Origin of the sequence: Paraburkholderia sp. BL6669N2 (assembly GCF_003387275.1) — a bacterium.
Taxonomy (GTDB): domain Bacteria; phylum Pseudomonadota; class Gammaproteobacteria; order Burkholderiales; family Burkholderiaceae; genus Paraburkholderia.
Window position 1 is genome coordinate 3,575,944 of the sequence record NZ_QUNA01000002.1, and the last position, 17,755, is coordinate 3,593,698.

Here is a 17,755-nt window from a genome sequence, read left to right on the forward strand (position 1 = left end):
GTCGCTGGCGTTGCGCTTAACGGCTTTCAATAATGGCCGCAAGCACGCGGCCCTTGTCACGCATCGACGCATCCACTCATGCATGCGCCGCGCCGCACAATCACATTCAGGAGACAGCGCATGATCGAGATCGTGGTCAACGACACGCGGCACTCGCTCGACAATGTACCGGAAGACATGCCCCTGTTGTGGGTATTGCGCGACCGGCTTAAATTGACCGGCACGAAATTCGGCTGCGGCGGCGGCTTTTGCGGCGCGTGTACGGTGCATCTCGAAGGCGAGGCAGTGCGCTCCTGTTTGCTGCCCGCTGTTGCCGTGGCCGGTAAACGCATTACGACGATAGAAGGGTTGTCGAAGGACGGCCGGCATCCGCTGCAACTCGCGTGGATCGCCGAGGATGTGCCGCAATGCGGCTACTGCCAGTCCGGGCAATTGATGCAGGCGGCCGCGTTTCTCAAGGACAAGCCGACCGTCAACGACGAAACCATCACGGCGGCGATGTCGGGCAACATCTGTCGATGCGGAACCTACTCGCGTATTCGCATGGCGATCAAGCGGGCCGCGTCGGGCGATTCGACGTTGGCGACGGTGGATATGCCTGAGTGCGCAGCGACCTGCTCGTCCTATGTCACGAACGAGGAGGCCTGAATGCGCAACGACAAAGAGGTGTTGAGCAATGGTCATGGTGCTGCGCGTCGGCGGTTTATTAAACAGAGCTCGGCGTTGGTGGCTTCCGGGCTCGCAATCGGCTTTCAGTTGCCCGAAGCGTTCGCCAAGGGCGACGGCAAAAGCGGCGATCCCAAACCGCAGGCCGGTGAATTCGAACCGAATGCGTGGGTGCGCGTGCTACTGGACGATACGATCAAACTCGTCGTCCATAAGCACGATTCTGGAACGGGTACGCGTACCGCGCTCGCTGCGATGGTCGCGGAAGAACTGGACGTCGATCTGTTTCGCGTCGATGTGATCACGCCGGAGAATCCGTTTTACGGCGACTACATTCATCCGTTGTGGAAAGTGTTTTCGACGGGCGGGAGTACGAGCGTGTCGTTGGAATACGAACGCTTGCGACGTGCGGGTGCGACGGCCCGCGCCATGTTGATTGCTGCTGCAGCGAAACAATGGAATGTGGCGCCGTCGACGTGTTCGACGGAAAACGGCTTCGTGGTCGATAAGGTCAACGGCAAGCGTGCAAACTACGGGTCGCTTGCCCAGGTCGCGGCGCAAATGCCCGCGCCGAAAGACGTTGTTTTGAAAGATCCGTCGCAGTTCAGATACATCGGCAAATTGCGGAATAAGCGCGGCGCCGCGGAGAAGACGAGGGGCGTGTTTGCGTACAGCATCGACGTGTCGTTGCCGGGCATGCTGGTCGCGGTTGTCACGCGTGCGCCGGTGATCGATGCGCGTGTGCGTAGCGTGGACGCCAAGGCTGCGTTGGCCGTGCCGGGCGTGCAGCAGGTGTTGCAGATCCCTGGCCGGCCGGACATTCTCGGCGGCAATCAGGCGGGTGTCGCTGTGTTGGCCGATGACTACTGGTCCGCGCATAAGGGGCAGGCGGCGCTGCATGTGGAGTGGGAAGACAGTCCGCTGGAGACTTTCGATAGCAGCACGCTTGCTGCGCGTCAGGCGGCGTGGCTCGATGATCCTGCGGCGCGGGTGGTGCCGACTATTCAGAGTGGAGATTCGAAGACCGCGTTTCCGCTCGGGGCGCGGGTGATTGAGGCTTCTTATTCGATGCCTTATAAGGCGCAGTGTCCGCTTGAGCCGATTAACGTTACCGCATGGGCTAAGAAGGACGGCTCGATTGAGTATTGGGGTGGACTGCAAGTGCCGTCGACGGTGCAGGAAGCGGCTGAGGTGATCGGCGGTATTCCTGCGAATCGTGTCGTGCTGCATGAGCTTGTTTCAGGTGGCAGCTTTGGGTCGCGCGAGTCGAAGTACTGGCTTTTTGAAGTGACGTGGCTCGCGTTGAAAGTCGGGAAGCCGGTCAAGTTGATGAATAGCCGTGAAGATGAAATGCGGGCGCTTTATTACCACTCGGCGAGTTTTCATCGGGCGAAGGCTGTGCTCGATTCGCGCGGGAATCTGGCGACGTTGCAATTGCGGGCGGTGATGCCTGCTTCGCCGGAACAATGGGAGCCTGGGTACTTCGATCGGCCGGATCGGATGGATTACAGCACCACTGAAGCGATCAGCAAGTATGAGTTTGCTTATGGGGCGCCGCATGTGGATATTGGTTGGGTGCGGCATGAGACGGGTGTGCCGACTGGCTGGTATCGGGCGGTGAGTTATATCCCGAATGTGTTCGCGGTTGAGTCGTTTATGGATGAAGCGGCGCATGCGGGGCATCGGGAGCCCGTTGAGTTTCGGCTCGCGCATATGAAGGATCCGAGGCATCAGGCTGTTTTGCGGGAGGCGGCGAAGCGGGCCGGGTGGGGGCAGGCGCTCCCTGCTGGGACTGCTTTGGGCGTGGCGACCAATCAGGCGTATGGCAGTTATGTGGCGGTGGTGGCGCGGGTGGCTCGGAAGGGTGATGGCGTTGTGGTTGAGAAGCTGACTTGCGTGGCGGATTGCGGGTTGGCGGTTTCGCCTGGCGGGGTCGAAGAGCAGCTTTATGGTGGCTTGATGTGGGGACTAGGTCATGCGACTGCGGATCGGGTCGATATTCGGCATGGGCAGGTGGAGCAGAAGAATTTCGATACATACCGGGTGATGCGGATGAGTGATATGCCGGAGGTCGATGTTTTCATCGTGCAAGGAGATACGTCTAAACCCGGTGGCGTGGGGGAGTTGTCGAGTCCTTCGGTGGCGCCGGCGGTGGGGAATGCGGTTTTCAGGCTGACCGGGAGGAGGGTTAGGGAGACGCCTTTTGATCTGGTGAAGATGGGCGAGAAAGCGAAGGCTTGAAAACGAGGCGGGTCGGTCACATTGCAATATCCCAAGGGATGATAGTTTGCGTCATGGGATCGATACCTTGCTGTCCGCGTGTCGGTCTAAACCGACGCTCGCCGTTCATCCGCCGTGCGGCTGCGGATCGGCGCTTCGCTGTCATTCGCGACGCGACGCGGACAGCCGCAGTCGAGGAGTGCCATCAACTCTGCGGTTGGTCCTGTGGAACAATATCGCCCGCGGCGACGACGGCATTCCTTCCACTTCTTTTGGCCGCGTACAGCGCCAGATCAGCTGAATTCGTCAATTCATCTAGTGACGATGGAAGTGAGCGTCGACCAGTCGCGCATCCAATACTCACCGTGAAATGTGGAATTGCTTCGAATGGTATTGCCGGAGGACCACAGTCAACTTCCTGACGGATAGCTTCAGCGATCTTAAGTGCTCCCGCTTTGTCCGTATGGGGCAGTACGACAACAAACTCTTCCCCGCCATATCGCGCAGCAAGATCGCCACGACGACGCACGTGTCGATTGATACATTCCGCGAGATGTTTCAATGCAATATCACCTTGCGCGTGACCGTGCCTGTCGTTGTATTGTTTGAAGTTATCCGCATCGACGAACAGCAGCGACAAAGAACCATCGCTGCGCTGCAGTGTTGCCCACTCGTTTTCGAGGGCATGGTCGAGAGCACGGCGGTTCTTGAGCCCCGTAAGCGAGTCGGTTCGCGTTAGCTCCTTGAGCAGTACCTGAGCCTTTGCGTGGTCCCGCAATGCAAAAGCAAGGAGCCAGACCACCGCGCAGAACGCAAGGCTAACAGACGACGCGGAGATTCCGACTATCCATGTCAGTCGTTTCCAGGATGCCAGTACGTCAGTTTCCGCCGGCGCGACAACGGCGATAAGCGGCGTTCCGGGAACCCGCTGGAAGGTATACAGGCGCACGACCCCGTCCGAGATCGAGGGGGCAGCATAGAACCCGGAATCATGGTTCACCATACGCGGAAACGTCGGTGACTTACCCACGTTGACCAGCTTGGCATTGCTCATTGCGGGATTTCTGGCCACCAGCGTACCGTCCGTGCGGACGATCGCAGTGACACCGTTTGGCCCAACGTTCAGTTTTGCGAGCAGTTGATTAAAGTATTCGACGTCAATGGCAACAATCGCCACTCCGGCGAACGACCCGTCTGGCCGGTTCATTCTTCGCGTCATCGCAATTGACTGCGCCCCTGGCCGCGACCGCGGCCGGTAGACGGATGACACATAAAGGCCAATATTCGCCGAATTGCGATGTGCAATGAAATAGTCACGGTCGCTGAAATCCCAATTGTGGGCGCGCGAGCAGCAGCCGTCGGTCAGATGACCCCGATCATCTGTAATTCCCATGCCGGTGACGTACTCAGCGGCGGTTCGATCAAACAGCAATTCGTGACGCAGGTCCGGATCCATAGCCTGGATGGCGGGATTGTTCAGCGACGCTACCAGAGTGCGAAGGGACGTGTCAGACGTTTCAATGGTCCGGGCGATGTTGCTAACCAGAACGGCGGTGACGTTTCTGGACATTTCATGAGCATGTTCGACAGTCGTGTCACGAGCGGCCAGAAGCGTGAGCGCGCTGATTGCCATTACGGCCACTGCCATCAGGCTGGCTAGAGCACCGACGATCAAGGGATGTCGGCCCGCGAGAACAGCCAGTTTTCCGGTGGTGATAGAAACAGACACGTTAATGTTGTCGTGAGAACACTCGGTCCATACGTCGTCGTCGCGTAGTCGTGGCGAGAATATCGACTTGGTGCAGCGGGTCCAGCGGCAAAGGATTGCCCGAGTGTCGTGGCTAGCCGATGACCGGGTTTACGGCAAAGGCGGTAAAAAGTAGAGGCTACGGCGCTTCTGCAGGACAATTTTACCGCATCCGCTGACGGCAAAAATGGCCAGTAGCGCAATTGGAGCACTGCGCCCGCAGGCTTGCAGTCACTCGGACTCGGCTCGAAAAACAAGCTATCGACCGATTCTAAAGGCGCTACGGCCGAGCGCGAGACGCTACCAAGACAGAATAAAAATATATTTGTATCGATATCAACAAGCATGTAGATTACGTTACATGAGTGAATTCACCGACTGGCTGCTTCTCGTGCTGTCGCTGCCGACAGACAGCGCGACGGCGCGCATGCGGTACTGGCGCGCGCTGAAGGCAAAAGGCTGTGCGGTCTTGCGCGATGGCGCGTATCTGCTCCCTGCCGCGGGAGAGGCGGGGATGGCTGAAATGTCTGACGGCATCCGACAGGCGGGCGGGGCCGCCTATTTGATGTGGTTTACAAGCCGCGATGCGTCACAGGAACAGCAATTTCGGACCCTATTCGACCGTGCTGACGACTACGCGAATTTTCAGCGGTCCGTAGAGGATGCCCGGAAAACGCTTGCCAGCATCAGCCTCGCCGAGGCCTCCAGGCTCGTGCGCAAGATACGTAAGGAATTTGAAGCGATTGCGGTAGTTGACTTCTTCCCCAGCGACTCATTGGTTCGAGCGCAGTCCGCCTGCCACGACTTTCTCGAAGCTGCGGAAGCCGTGTTGTCTCCAGGTGAGCCACACCAGAGCGAAGGAGCCATTCGCCCCTTGGATCACGAGAAGTTTCAGGGGCGCGTTTGGGCTACCCGTCAACATCTTTGGGTTGATCGGGTCGCCAGCGCGTGGCTCATCAAACGTTTTGTTGATAGCAACGCCCGGTTCCTGTGGCTTGCTTCCCCGGGTGACTGTCCTGAGGACGCTGTGGGGTTCGACTTCGATGGCGCGAGTTTCTCGCACATCGATGGCCGCGTGACCTTTGAAGTGCTCGCTGCCAGTTTTGGCGTCGATAGCGAGCCTGGGATGATGGGACTCGCGAACATGGTTCATGCGCTGGATATCGGTGGCCTCGTCGTACCGGAGGCCGCCGGTTTCGAGGCAGTCATGACAGGTGCACGAGAACGCGGCCTGGGTGATGACGACCTCGTTAGCGAAATGGGTCATGTGCTGGACTCTTTGCTCGCACATTTCGCCGCATCTGAAAAGAGTACGGCTAGATAACGTAGCGGTCGTCCCGGCCGCGCCATTGCTCTATTCAATCCAGTCGCACGCCGCAGTCAACAAGTCGAGGCGAAGGCAAAAATGAAACACAGTCAGTTAGAGCATGAGGATGACATGGCTACTACGCGAGAGGCGCCGCCCGAGTCAGTCAGCTTCCGGCAGGCGTTCTGGTATTGGCTTCGCCTTGGTTTCATCAGTTTTGGCGGACCTGCAGGGCAGATTGCCATCATGCATCAGGACCTGGTCGAGCGGAAAAGGTGGATTTCCGAAAAGCGGTTTTTGCATGCTTTGAACTACTGCATGATTTTACCTGGCCCGGAGGCACAGCAACTCGCCACGTACATCGGTTGGTTGATGCACCGGACATGGGGCGGCGTCATTGCCGGGGGTCTCTTCGTACTGCCGTCCCTCTTCATCCTGATAGCGCTTTCATGGATCTACACGGCATTCGGCAGCGTGCCTGCAGTGGCTGGTGTGTTATACGGCATCAAGCCGGCCGTTACCGCCATTGTCGTGTTCGCGGCTTACCGCATTGGCTCTCGCGCCTTGAAGAACGCCTGGTTATGGGCAATTGCAGCGGCCGCGTTCCTCGCCATTTTCGTATTGAATTTGCCCTTTCCCGTCATCGTCCTGGTCGCGGGCATCGTCGGTTACTTTGGCGGTAAATATGCCCCGACCAGGTTCGCTGTTGGCGGAGGCCACAAAGCCGGTGACACCGCCTTTGGCCGCGCAATCCTCGACGACGACACACCCACGCCCAGACACGCGCTCTTCACGTGGAAGCGGTTTGTTGTCGTGTTTGCCGTCTTCGTTCTTATCTGGCTCGTCGTCATCGGCACGCTAACCGTGTTGTATGGCTGGACCGGAACGTTCACGCAAATGGCGTGGTTTTTCACTAAAGCTGCGTTGCTGACGTTCGGCGGCGCATATGCCGTCCTTCCTTACGTCTACCAGGGCGCGGTCGACAACTATCACTGGCTGACCAGTCTTCAGATGATAGATGGCCTCGCCCTGGGCGAGACGACGCCGGGACCGCTCATCATGGTCGTCTCCTTTGTGGGATTCGTCGGCGGTTGGACCAAGGTCGTGTTCGGACCAGACGCCGCACTCGCGTCAGCAATCGTCGCCTCTGTCGTCGTGACGTTCTTTACTTTCCTTCCATCCTTCTTGTTCATTCTGCTCGGCGGCCCATTCATCGAGACGACTCACGGCAATCTGAAATTCACAGCGCCGCTAACTGGCATAACCGCAGCTGTAGTTGGTGTGATCGTGAACCTCGCCGTGTTCTTTGCCCTTCACGTGCTATGGCCGCATGGGCTGCATGGCGGCTTCGACTGGCCATCGCTGGTGATCGGCTTGAGCGCGGGCGTAGCGTTGTTCCGATTCAAGGTCGGCGTGATATCAGTCATTTTGACATGCGGCCTTGTGGGTCTCGCGTTGCGCTTGTTTCTGTTTTAAGGAACGCGAACCCAATGCGGCGCACGACCGTCAAGCTATCAGTTGGGCACCCTTTCTCCAGATCCTAGCGTTAAGACCTGTACGCCCTTTTGGGTCACGGCCACGGTGTGTTCAAACTGCGCCGACAGTTGCCCATCGCGCGTGACCACGGTCCAGCCGTCTTCTTCGGTTCGAACAGAACGTCGCCCCTGGTTGATCATGGGTTCGATGGTGAACACCATGCCTTCCTGCAACAACAAACCCGTCTGCATTTCCCCAATGCAGCACTTGCGGTTCCTCGTGCATTTCACGCCCGATGCCATGTCCGCAATATTCCCGTACGACCGAATAGCCATTTCTGCGAGCGTGCCGCTCGATAGCATGACCCACATCGCCAAGTCTGGCGCCGGGGCGAACGGCCTTGATCCCTTTCCACATCGCTTCGTAGGTCACTTGCACGAGCCGTTTTGCCAGTGGAGACACCTCTCCCACAAGATAGGTCTTACTGGAATCTGCGATATAGCCGTTCTTTTCCAACGTAATGTCGAAATTAACGATGTCCCCGCTTTGCAGGATGTCTGTCGTGGACGGAACACCGTGACAAACAACATTGTTGCGGGAAGAATTAAGCGCGTAGGCGAAGCCGTACTGCCCTTTGCTTGCCGGTCGTGCCTTCAGTTCGTTGACGATGAGGCTATCGATCAGATCGTTCACCTGCATGGTCGACATGCCGACCAGGCTCATTTGATCCAGATAGCCAAATACCTCCGCCAGCAGCTGGCCCGACTCCGCCATCAATGCGATTTCTTCGGGCCGCTTGGTCATGTCAAAGCCACCTTGACGGCTTGCGTCACGACGCCTGCGGCTCTCAGTTCACGGGTAGCGATCTCATTGAAACTCAGCGTCGGCTCCATTTCGCACATCATGCCGACCTTGATCCAGAAGGCCGCTTGCGCGTTGATCGACCGGCATGACACCGCGCTTGCCTTACGTATCTGATCGTGCAAGTCGTCGTCGATATTCACAATGCCCACGTCATCCTCCATATATGAAACGTATACGAATCATATATTCAAACCGTCTGACGGGACAAGCGCTTTGCGAAAATTAGAATTCAATTGAAAAGCTCAGCTCTTCAACGGCAGCCAGATCTCAAGCCCGCCCATCCCGCTGACGGGATCGAACTTCTCGTCATAGCGCTCAAAATTCGGCGCATCGGCAGGAATATGTCCCGATGCCGGCAGCCACTGATTCCAGATCGTATTCCAGGTGCGCCGGATAGTCGAAACATGCTCGCGATGGCTGAACACCGCATACCGCTGCGGCGAAATACGCAAGCGGCTCAGATCGGCGGGCAATGCGGAGAAGTCGCTGACTTCGACGCCGCACAGATAATCGATGTTGCCGCTGTCGTCCGCGTTATAGCAAACGCCATAAGCCACATTGCCGACTTGCCCCGGCACTTTGCCGAAGTAGTCGCCAAAACGCTGCCACTGCGACGGAATCGCGGCACAGGTTTCGCTGGTGTAACGCTCGCTCAGGCCCGCGACGAGAAACGCTTTGCCGTCTTCAAAGCGCGGCGGTTCGAGATGGGTAAGCAGGGTTTCGTCCATTTTGATCGGCTCCGCGAGGGCGAGATTGTCGAGATGGCCACGCGCGCGCAGCGCGTCGGGCGTGAGCCCGAATTGATCGCGAAACGCGCGCGTGAATGCCTCGTGAGAACCGTAGCCGGCGTCGATGGCGACCGCCAGGATATCCGGTGCGCCGCTCGCCAGCCGACGCGCCGCTTCGCTCAAACGACGCCCGCGCACGTAGCGCATCACCGAAAAACCCGTGGCCGCTTCGAAGGCGCGCGCCAGGTGAAAACGCGACACGCATCCGCAGTTAGCGATGTCGTCCAGCGTCAACTCGTGGGCAAAGTGGCTTTCGATAAACCACAGCGCTTTTCCAACCGGGTTCATATGGCTCTCATGTCAGCATGGAACCAGCATAGCGAGCGCCGATGCGGGGTGTTTGATCGGGATTGCGGTTTTGCGGAAACGCGTTCTAATAGTTTTCGGTCGCGGCTTTGTCGCCCGTGGCGGTGGAGTGTTCGTCCGCTGCCGTCGCGTGGCGACCGTGAGCGTCTTCGTGAGCACCCGCACCGCCCGCGTGCCCCGTCCGCAACAACAAGCCACCCAGAATCCCCGCGACCGCCGCAAAAATCGCCCCAGACAAAAACGCGACGTGATACCCGCTATTCAGCGCCGCCACGGCATTGCCAGATGACGCCTGCATCGCCTCACTTCGCGCCGCGGCCAGACTCGCCAACACCGCAAGCCCGAGCGCGCCACCCATCATGAACGACGTATTGACGATACCCGACGCGAGCCCCGAATCGCCAGGATCAACATCGCTCATAGCCGCGAGCAGCATCGGATTAAACGCAATTCCTGCGCCAAAGCCGAGCAGAATCATCCCCGGCATGACATCTAGCACAAAACTGCCGCCAACCGGCGCGCGAGCAAACAATGCAAGACCGCAAGCCGCGACCAGCAGCCCCACGGCCAGCGGAACAGGCAGCCCGAAGCGCATTACCACCCGCGCCGACAGCCCGAGCGAAAAGAACCCCATGATCAGATTAGCCGGCAGAAACGCAAGCCCGACCTGCAACGGCCGATACCCAAGCACACGCTGCAAATACAGCGCGGAGATAAAGAACCACGCAAACATCGCAGCAGCCCACAACACGCCGACTACATTCGCCGTCGCCACATTCCGCAAGCGAAACAAACCGAGCGGCATCAACGGATGCTGCACACGCGATTCGATCACGAGAAACACAATGAGCAGAGCCACCGCGGCAAACAGCAAGCCGAGCGTCTGTGCCGAAGTCCAGCCAGCTTCGTTGCCGTTCACAACAGCGTAGACAGCGAGCATCAGCGAAACGGTGACGGACACCGCGCCGGCCACATCGAGCCGCTCCCCGTGCGCGTGACCGCGCGCGGACGGCAACAGCGCGACACAGAGCGCGTACACGGCGATACCAATAGGCAGATTGACCAGAAAGATCCAGTGCCAGCTCAGCAAATTGGTAAGCAACCCACCGAGCAACACGCCGATACTGCCGCCACCCGCACACACGAACCCATACACACCCATGGCTTTCGCGCGTTCGCCGGGTTCGGTGAACAGATTCATGATGAGCGACAGCGAGACCGCCGAAACAATGGCGCCTGCTACACCTTGAACCGCACGCGCACACACCAGCAGTCCTTGCGAATTGGAAATCCCGCAAGCAAGCGATGCCAGCGTAAACAACGTGATGCCGACAAGAAACAGCTTGCGATGCCCATACAGGTCGCCGAGCCGCCCGCCTAGCAGCAGACAACCACCGAAGGTCAGCATGTACGCATTCACCACCCACACGAGCGACGTCTCGGTAAACCCAAGATCCGCAGCGATGGACGGGAGCGCGACGTTCACGATCGTCGTATCGAGCACGATCATGAGCACGCCGAGGCACAGCACGACCAGTGCGAGCCAGCGCTTGTTACCGTGGATGGAATGGGTCATGCGGGCGACTCCTTAGGCATGGTCGATTGGATGCCGAACATGCCGCGGCTGACACAGATACCACGCCAGAAGACCCGGCGCAGTGCAGACCAGCCTTTTTGGCAAGTCGTTGACGACAATGGGATTTGCCAGTCTAGCACCCGCCAATTTCGGCCCACAACTACGAGTTCCAGGTCGGCGCGAACCTCAATCGCCGCCGAGCAATTCGTACTTGCCGCCGCGCTCCAGTGCGCGCTGATAGGCTGGCCGCGCATGAATGCGCTTGAGGAAATCGACCACTGCCGGAATCTGGCCTTCCATGCCGCCGCGCGCCGTGCCGGCTTCGAGCGGGAAACTCAGCTGTACGTCCGCCGCCGTGAAGTCGTTGCCGACGAACCAGCCGGTCTTGCTCAACTCCTGATTGATATAACCGAGGTGCAGCTTCAACTGCGGATCGATGAAACTCGATTGCAGCGTGCCGGCGATCTTGCGCGCAATCGGCTTCGCGAAAAACGGCATCGGCGCGCTGGCAATCCGCAGCGCCACGAGTTTGAGCAGCAGCGGTGGCATTGCCGAACCTTCCGCGTAATGCAGCCAGTACGTGTAGCGCCGTCGCTCCGGTGTGCCTGGCGCCGGCGCGAATCGTCCCTGCCCGTATTTGTCGATCAGATATTCGATGATGGCGCCCGATTCGGCGATCGTCTGGCCGTCGTCGGTAATCACCGGCGATTTGCCGAGCGGATGCACCGCGCGCAACTCGGGCGGCGCGAGCATCGTTTTCGGATCGCGCTGGTAGCGCTTGATTTCGTACGGCACGCCGAGTTCTTCGAGCAGCCACAGCACACGCTGTGAGCGGGAGTTGTTCAGATGATGGACGATCAGCATGGGTCGAGTGACGGTGGCGAGTTGAGTGTCACATCATAAGGATGTTGCGCAGAGGCGGGCCTCTAGTCGCACGTCACACGCGTGATTTGCCGCCCATCAACTGATTCGACGGCAGCGTCTCGTCGAGCAGCTTGCGCGCGCTCTCGATGCCGGCCACGGGCAATCCCTCGGGATTCAGCAAGCCCACCTGCACCAGCACGGAAGCCTGATCCCAATAGATGTGCTCGTTATAGAGCTTGTCGCCTCGGAAACAAACGACGGCGAGCATGGGCACCTCGAAATACTTACCGGTCGGCGCAACGCCGGGCAGCAACCAGTCGATTTCGCAGCTATGCGTGCAGCTAAAAATGAATTCATCGACGATGCGATCCGCGCCGATGGTGCGTGAAATCGGAATCAGCTTCGTATCGACGGGATTCGAGTTGACGAAGTGATGCGTATAGAAACGCTTCAGGTTGTCGTGACCCACGCCGCCGGTCATGGTCGGAACGTGATTGACGTAGGGTTGCGCGACCATGGTCGGCATGACGGCGTCCACGTCGCGCGTGGCGAACTCGTAATAGCAATGCGCTTCCCACAGCGCGTTGAGATCGTAGACCGGGCCGAGCACCTTGCGCAGCAGCGCGAGCGTGCGCGAATACGCCATCATCGCGGCGGGTTTGTCGTATTGCGGGCGCGACGGCGCGGCGAACGCGTGATCGCAACCCGGGTACACGTATTGCTCGATTTGCGGCCGCGTACGCAATGCGGCGCTGATTCGTTCGCGGGTTTCCGCCGGACAGTGCGAGTCGTTTTCAGGGAAGTGAAACACCATCGGGCAGCGAATTGCGGGCACTTCATCCAGATGCGCTTCGAGGCCGACGCCGTAGTAGCTGACCGCGCAATCGACATCGGTGCGCGCTGCACTCAGGAACGCGAGCTTGCCGCCGAGGCAGTAGCCCACCGCACCGACTTTGCCGGCCTGTTCAGGCATGGCGCGCAATGCGGCGACGGTGGCGGCGATATCGTCGATGGCCAGATCCGTGTCGAATTGGCCGAGATAGTCGAGCGCCTGTTTCATGTCGGCTTCGCCATAACCGAGCACGATGCCCGGTTTGATCCGCCAGAACAGATCGGGCACCAACACCACATAACCTTCTTCAGCGAAGCGGTCGGCCATCGCCTTCATGGTGTCGTTGATGCCGAAAATTTCCTGCAGGAGCACGAGTCCCGGGCCCGACCCTTGCGCGGGGCGCGCGACGTAGGCATTGAAACGGCCGCCATCCTGGGCGACGACTTCCATGAAAGAGGCGGCCATGCGGTGTGTCTCCATGCAGGTAATTTGAGCTATGCCATGGTACGCAACTCGAAACGTTTGAGTTTGCCGGTTTCGGTGCGCGGCAATGAATCGACAAAAACAATAACGCGTGGATACTTATACGGCGCCACGCTATTTTTCACGAAATCCTGCAGTTGCGCGACCAGTTTGTCGTCGCGCTCGTAACCGGGATTGACTACGACGAATGCCTTGACGATCTGCCCGCGGGTTTCGTCCGGCACGCCGATCACGCCGCATTCGGATACCGCGTCGTGTTGCAGCAGGACACTTTCCACTTCGGGCCCGGAGATGTTGTAGCCGGCGGAGACGATCATATCGTCGGCGCGCGCCTGGTAGAACACGTAACCGTCTTCGTCGAGATAGACGGAATCACCCGGCAAGTTCCAGCCGTCGCGCACGAACTTCTTTTGCCGCTCGTCGGCGAGATAGCGGCAACCGGTCGGGCCGCGCACCGCCAGTTTGCCGATCGTGCCCGGCGCGACCGGTTGCATGTCGTCGTCCACCGCTTGCACGGCGTAACCCGGCACCGCGCGGCCGATGGCGTTCGGGCGAATCTCGTCGCCCTGAGCCGAAATGAAAATGTGGATCAACTCGGTGCCGCCAATACCGTCGATCATGTCGATGCCGGTCGCGTCGCGCCATAAGCGCCGCGTCGAATCCGGCAACGCCTCACCCGCCGACACGGTTTTCTTCAACGAGGAGACATCGTGGCGCGCAACCAGCGGCGCCATCTGCCGATAGAACGTCGGCGCAGTGAACATGACGGTCGCATGAAAACGTTCGACGGTCTGCAGCAAAGTCTCGGGCGTGAGCTTCTCGATCAGCACTGTGGACGCGCCCACTCGCAACGGAAAACACAGCAAGCCGCCAAGTCCGAACGTAAACGCGAGTGGCGGCGTGCCACAAAAGATATCGTTCGACGTGGGCTTGAGCACGTGGCGCGGAAACAGATCGCACATGGCCACGACATCGCGATGAAAGTGCATGCAGCCTTTCGGCGCGCCGGTCGTGCCGCTGGTGAAGGCGATCAGGCAGACGTCGTCTGCGGCGGTGTCGCACGCGGTGAAGTGGTCGGGCTTGTTGATCGCGAGCGTGTCGAGGGAATCAGGGGCGTCGTCGTGGAAGAGGCGGGTTTGCTTCAAGCCCGCGCAGTAAAACTCGTCTTCTGGATCGCTGCAACGCGCGAGTTCGGCGGTCAGGCGCGCGTCGCACAACGCCGCGCCGACGTGCGCTTTCTCGATGATCTGCTTCAACTCCTTGGCGCGCAGAAGCGGCATGGTCGGCACCACGACGAGCCCGACCTTCAGCGCGGCGAGTGCGGTCACGGCCATATGCAGCGTGTTCGGGCCGCGCAGTAAAACGCGGTTGCCGGGCTGCAGTCCCATTTCGTCGACCAGCACGTGCGCGCTGCGATTCACGAGTGCCAGCAGTTCGCCGTAAGTGGTGGCGCGCGGTGTCCCGTCGACATCGGACCAGATTGCCGGATCATCGCGGTGACCTGCATCGATGGTTCTGTCGAGCAACTCCGTGGCGCAGTTCAAGCGCGCCGGGTACGCAACGTCCGGGTTGTCGAGCAGAAAGACGGGCCATTGATCCTGCGGCGGAAGATTGTCGCGCGCGAAGGTATCGACGTGTGCTGACGGTTCCATCATGGTCTCCCGGGCGTTGAGCCGGCTAAATGCGCTTCGGTTGGCTTGGTGGTTTCTTTTCGTGTGCTCTGTTGCCCGGTTACTGAGGGACCACGGCGGTGCCTTCGATCTCGACTTTCGCTTCATCTTCGATAAGCGCGACCACTTGAACCGCGCTCATTGCAATGTCGTAGTCGCCGATCAACTCGCGAAACGCACGGCCGATGTCTTTCAACGACGCGAGATATTCACGTTTGTCGGTGACGTACCATGTCAATCGCACCAGATGCTCAGGCTTGCCGCCCGCTTCATGCAACACGGCAAGCACATTCTTGAGCGCCTGGATGGCTTGCGCGGCGAAGTCGGTAGTCTGGAAACGCGCCTGTTCGTCCCAGCCGATCTGACCGGCAATGAACACCTGCGTGCCGGTTGCCGCGACGCCGTTAGCGTAACCACGGGGCTTTACCCAGCCGGCGGGGAGAAGAGCTTTTTTCATGAGCGATGCGCCTCAGTGGAGTCGGGCTGTGGGGCGAACGTCGCGAGGGCGCTCGCGATGTCGGCGGGAATGTCGATGGATGCGCCGCGCTCGAGCGACGTCGTGACGAGCACCTGTTTCGCGCGGAAACGCGTTTCGCCGTTGCAATGGCCGACAATATCGACGCTGATCGAACGCCGCCCGATCGCTGTAACGTTGAGGGTCAGCCTGATGGTTTCGCCCATCTGGCTCGGCCGTGAAAACTCGCAATCGAGTTTGACGATCGGCAAACCGAGGCGGCGTTGCGAGATCATGTGCGCGTAGTCGATATGCAGGCCTTCGTTGAACCAGTCTTCGACCAGCGCGTTGGTCATCACCAGATATTGCGGGAAGAACACGATGCCCGCCGGATCGCAGTGTGAGAAACGGATGCGCACGGGCCGTTCGAAAGACGCGCTCATTTGGCGTTGTCTCCGGCAGTCGCAGCAGCGTGCGCTTTCAACAGATCGCGTCCGATAATCAGTTGCTGCACTTCGGTCGCGCCTTCGTAAATGCGCAGCGCGCGAATCTCGCGATACAGCATCTCGACGGCCGTGCCGCTTTGCACGCCCATGCCGCCGTAGAGTTGCACGGCAGCGTCGATCACCTGTTGCGCGCCTTCGCTTGCGTGCCACTTTGCCATCGCGGCTTCGCGCGTGACGCTTTCCCCTTGATCGCGCAGCCACGCGGCGCGGTAGACCAGCAACGCGCTGCTGTCGATGGTCAACGCCATTTGCGCGAGTTTGGCTTGCGTCAGTTGAAAATCGCCGAGCGTCTGGCCGAACATCTTGCGCGACGCGGCGCGCGAGATACCTTCGGCCATCGCATGACGCGCGAAGCCGAGCGATGCGGCCGCCACGGACGTGCGGAAAATATCCAGCGTGCGCATGGCGAGCTTGAAACCTTCGCCGGGCGCGCCGAGCATGTGGCTGCGCGGCACGCGCGCGCCGGCAAAGTGCAAACGTGCGAGCGGATGTGGCGCGATCACGTCGATGCGTTCCGCGATCTCGAGTCCCGGCGTATCCGCATCGACAATGAATGCGCTGATGCCGCGCGCGCCCGGCGCTTCACCGGTTCTCGCGAACACCACGTAGAAATCGGCGATGCCGCCGTTGGAGATCCACGTCTTGTCGCCGTCGAGCACGTAGGCGTCGCCGTCTTCGCGAGCGGAGAGCGCCATGGCGGCGACATCGGAGCCGGCTTCGGGTTCGGACAGCGCGAACGCTGCGAGCGCCGTGCCATTGGCGACGCGAGGCAGATAGCGGGTCTTTTGTTCGTGTGTGCCGCCGAGCGAGATCGCGCCCGAACCGAGTCCTTGCATGGCCAAAGCGAAGTCCGCGAGTCCCGAGTGTTTGGCCAGCGTTTCGCGCAGCAGGCAAACGGCGCGCGTGTCGATCGTGTCACCGTGGCCGCCGTATGCGACACCGCCCACGCCATATTTCAGCCAGCCCGCCGCGCCGAGTTCACGCACCAGGTGACGACAGGTTGCATCGACATCCTTGTGGTCTTCGTGCTTCAGATTCTCGCGGCACCATGCTTCGATACCTGCAGCCAGCTCGCGATGACGCGGCTCGAAGAACGGCCACGCTAGCGCGCTATGCAGATCCAGTTCGGTGTTAGCGCTCAACTCAATCTCCTTCGAACACCGGACGCGACTTCGCGGCAAACGCGCTGTAAGCGCGCTCGAAATCACGAGTGCTCATGCAGATGGCCTGGGCTTGCGCTTCCGATTCGATCGCTTCGTCGATACTCATGCTCCATTCCTGATGCAGCATCTTCTTGGTGATGCCGTGCGCGAAAGTCGGGCCGGCGACGAGATCGGCGGCGAGCTTGTGCGCTTCTTCGAGCAGCGCGGCGGGTTCGCACAGCCGGTTGTAGAAGCCCCACGCGTGGCCTTCTTCGCCGCTTGCCGAGCGCCCCGTGGAGAGCAGTTCGGCGGCGCGTCCCTGGCCGATGATGCGCGGCAGAATCGCGCAGGCGCCCATATCGCAACCGGCGAGACCGACGCGCGAGAACAGGAAAGCGAGCTTGCTGCGCGCGGTGCCGAGCCGCATGTCGGACGACATGGCGAGAATCGCGCCGGCGCCGGCGCAGACGCCGTCGACCGCGGCGATTACCGGCTGCGGGCAATGGCGCATGGCTTTCACCAGATCGCCGGTCATGCGCGTGAAGAGCAGCAGTTCAGACATCGGCAGATCGATCAGCGGCGCGATGATGTCGTGCACGTCGCCGCCGGAGCAGAAGTTGTCGCCCGCGCCGTGAATTACGACAGCTTTGACGTCCGTCGCATACGTCAATTGCCGGAACAGATCGCGCAACTCCGCGTACGACTCGAAAGTCAGCGGGTTCTTGCGTTCGGGGCGATTCAGCGTGATCGTCGCGACCTTGCCGGCGACCTGCCAGCCGAAGTGCCGCGCTTCGTAGCCGGCTAGCGTGAGGCGATTGCCGGCCAGCAGGGCGTCGGCGTTGGATCGTGTCATGA

General features: G+C 60.0%; 15 protein-coding genes and 1 pseudogene. 4 read left to right on the forward strand and 12 right to left on the reverse strand.

Annotated features, from left to right (window positions below; all coding sequences use genetic code 11):
• Nucleotides 1-120 precede the first annotated feature (120 nt).
• Complete coding sequence (locus B0G80_RS38565; protein ID WP_116122869.1) at nt 121-648, forward strand: (2Fe-2S)-binding protein; 528 nt, start codon at nt 121-123, stop codon at nt 646-648.
• Nucleotides 649-2,907 carry a xanthine dehydrogenase family protein molybdopterin-binding subunit gene (locus B0G80_RS38570; protein WP_116122870.1) on the forward strand — a complete coding sequence of 753 codons (2,259 nt, stop codon included), beginning with the start codon at nt 649-651 and terminating at the stop codon, nt 2,905-2,907. It abuts the gene before it with no gap.
• Between the two features lie 184 nt (nt 2,908-3,091).
• On the opposite strand, the gene B0G80_RS38575 is transcribed toward B0G80_RS38570, so the two are convergent.
• The gene (locus B0G80_RS38575) at nt 3,092-4,615 is read right to left on the reverse strand and encodes a diguanylate cyclase (RefSeq protein WP_408969073.1); all 1,524 of its coding nucleotides are present in this window, start codon (nt 4,613-4,615) and stop codon (nt 3,092-3,094) included.
• A 379-nt stretch (nt 4,616-4,994) separates the two neighbouring features.
• Between B0G80_RS38575 and B0G80_RS38580 the strand changes: the two genes are divergently transcribed.
• Together B0G80_RS38580 and chrA are read left to right on the forward strand one after the other, a co-directional pair.
• A complete protein-coding gene (locus tag B0G80_RS38580; RefSeq protein ID WP_116122871.1) occupies nt 4,995-5,957 on the forward strand; it encodes a chromate resistance protein ChrB domain-containing protein in 963 nt (320 codons plus the stop codon).
• A gap of 114 nt (nt 5,958-6,071) precedes the next feature.
• Nucleotides 6,072-7,415 (forward strand): chromate efflux transporter, encoded by a 1,344-nt coding sequence (gene chrA / locus B0G80_RS38585; protein WP_116123895.1) that lies wholly within the window; start codon nt 6,072-6,074, stop codon nt 7,413-7,415.
• 38 nt (nt 7,416-7,453) lie between these two features.
• Here the strand turns inward: chrA and map are convergent.
• From map to B0G80_RS38640, 11 genes and pseudogenes are all read right to left on the reverse strand, one after another.
• Nucleotides 7,454-8,219: pseudogene (map, locus tag B0G80_RS38590) on the reverse strand (type I methionyl aminopeptidase).
• Nucleotides 8,216-8,428, reverse strand: a complete 213-nt coding sequence (locus tag B0G80_RS38595) for a ParD-like family protein (protein ID WP_116122872.1) — start codon at nt 8,426-8,428, stop codon at nt 8,216-8,218. The pseudogene map and the gene B0G80_RS38595 overlap by 4 nt, the downstream one beginning before the upstream one ends.
• Nucleotides 8,429-8,521: 93 nt before the next feature.
• Nucleotides 8,522-9,355, reverse strand: coding sequence for an AraC family transcriptional regulator (locus tag B0G80_RS38600; RefSeq protein WP_116122873.1), 834 nt, complete (start codon nt 9,353-9,355; stop codon nt 8,522-8,524).
• Between the two features lie 85 nt (nt 9,356-9,440).
• Nucleotides 9,441-10,949 (reverse strand): DHA2 family efflux MFS transporter permease subunit, encoded by a 1,509-nt coding sequence (locus B0G80_RS38605; RefSeq protein ID WP_116122874.1) that lies wholly within the window; start codon nt 10,947-10,949, stop codon nt 9,441-9,443.
• A 186-nt stretch (nt 10,950-11,135) separates the two neighbouring features.
• Nucleotides 11,136-11,813, reverse strand: coding sequence for a glutathione S-transferase family protein (locus tag B0G80_RS38610; protein ID WP_116122875.1), 678 nt, complete (start codon nt 11,811-11,813; stop codon nt 11,136-11,138).
• A 73-nt stretch (nt 11,814-11,886) separates the two neighbouring features.
• Nucleotides 11,887-13,110, reverse strand: a complete 1,224-nt coding sequence (locus tag B0G80_RS38615) for a dienelactone hydrolase family protein (RefSeq protein WP_116122876.1) — start codon at nt 13,108-13,110, stop codon at nt 11,887-11,889.
• Between the two features lie 29 nt (nt 13,111-13,139).
• Entirely contained in the window at nt 13,140-14,780 is a 1,641-nt protein-coding gene (locus tag B0G80_RS38620) for an AMP-binding protein (protein WP_116122877.1), read from the reverse strand.
• Nucleotides 14,781-14,859: 79 nt separating this feature from the next.
• Nucleotides 14,860-15,255: a RidA family protein gene (locus B0G80_RS38625; protein WP_116122878.1), complete on the reverse strand. Its 396-nt coding sequence runs from the start codon at nt 15,253-15,255 to the stop codon at nt 14,860-14,862.
• Nucleotides 15,252-15,695: a thioesterase family protein gene (locus B0G80_RS38630; RefSeq protein WP_116122879.1), complete on the reverse strand. Its 444-nt coding sequence runs from the start codon at nt 15,693-15,695 to the stop codon at nt 15,252-15,254. Before B0G80_RS38630 ends, B0G80_RS38625 begins: the two co-directional genes overlap by 4 nt.
• The gene (locus B0G80_RS38635) at nt 15,692-16,900 is read right to left on the reverse strand and encodes an acyl-CoA dehydrogenase family protein (protein WP_116122880.1); all 1,209 of its coding nucleotides are present in this window, start codon (nt 16,898-16,900) and stop codon (nt 15,692-15,694) included. Before B0G80_RS38635 ends, B0G80_RS38630 begins: the two co-directional genes overlap by 4 nt.
• 1 nt (nt 16,901) lies before the next feature.
• Nucleotides 16,902-17,753, reverse strand: a complete 852-nt coding sequence (locus tag B0G80_RS38640; protein WP_116122881.1) for an enoyl-CoA hydratase family protein — start codon at nt 17,751-17,753, stop codon at nt 16,902-16,904.
• Nucleotides 17,754-17,755: the final 2 nt, after the last annotated feature.

Bases quoted from the DNA above. Each gene is read 5' to 3' on its own strand.
- B0G80_RS38640 (WP_116122881.1), bottom strand. From the start codon at position 17,753: ATGACACGATCCAACGCCGACGCCCTGCTGGCCGGCAATCGCCTCACG.
- B0G80_RS38620 (WP_116122877.1), bottom strand. From the start codon at position 14,780: ATGGAACCGTCAGCACACGTCGATACCTTCGCGCGCGACAATCTTCCG.
- B0G80_RS38580 (WP_116122871.1), top strand. From the start codon at position 4,995: ATGAGTGAATTCACCGACTGGCTGCTTCTCGTGCTGTCGCTGCCGACA.
- B0G80_RS38605 (WP_116122874.1), bottom strand. From the start codon at position 10,949: ATGACCCATTCCATCCACGGTAACAAGCGCTGGCTCGCACTGGTCGTG.
- B0G80_RS38570 (WP_116122870.1), top strand. From the start codon at position 649: ATGCGCAACGACAAAGAGGTGTTGAGCAATGGTCATGGTGCTGCGCGT.
- B0G80_RS38610 (WP_116122875.1), bottom strand. From the start codon at position 11,813: ATGCTGATCGTCCATCATCTGAACAACTCCCGCTCACAGCGTGTGCTG.
- B0G80_RS38600 (WP_116122873.1), bottom strand. From the start codon at position 9,355: ATGAACCCGGTTGGAAAAGCGCTGTGGTTTATCGAAAGCCACTTTGCC.
- B0G80_RS38625 (WP_116122878.1), bottom strand. From the start codon at position 15,255: ATGAAAAAAGCTCTTCTCCCCGCCGGCTGGGTAAAGCCCCGTGGTTAC.
- B0G80_RS38565 (WP_116122869.1), top strand. From the start codon at position 121: ATGATCGAGATCGTGGTCAACGACACGCGGCACTCGCTCGACAATGTA.
- chrA (WP_116123895.1), top strand. From the start codon at position 6,072: ATGGCTACTACGCGAGAGGCGCCGCCCGAGTCAGTCAGCTTCCGGCAG.
- B0G80_RS38630 (WP_116122879.1), bottom strand. From the start codon at position 15,695: ATGAGCGCGTCTTTCGAACGGCCCGTGCGCATCCGTTTCTCACACTGC.
- B0G80_RS38615 (WP_116122876.1), bottom strand. From the start codon at position 13,110: ATGGCCGCCTCTTTCATGGAAGTCGTCGCCCAGGATGGCGGCCGTTTC.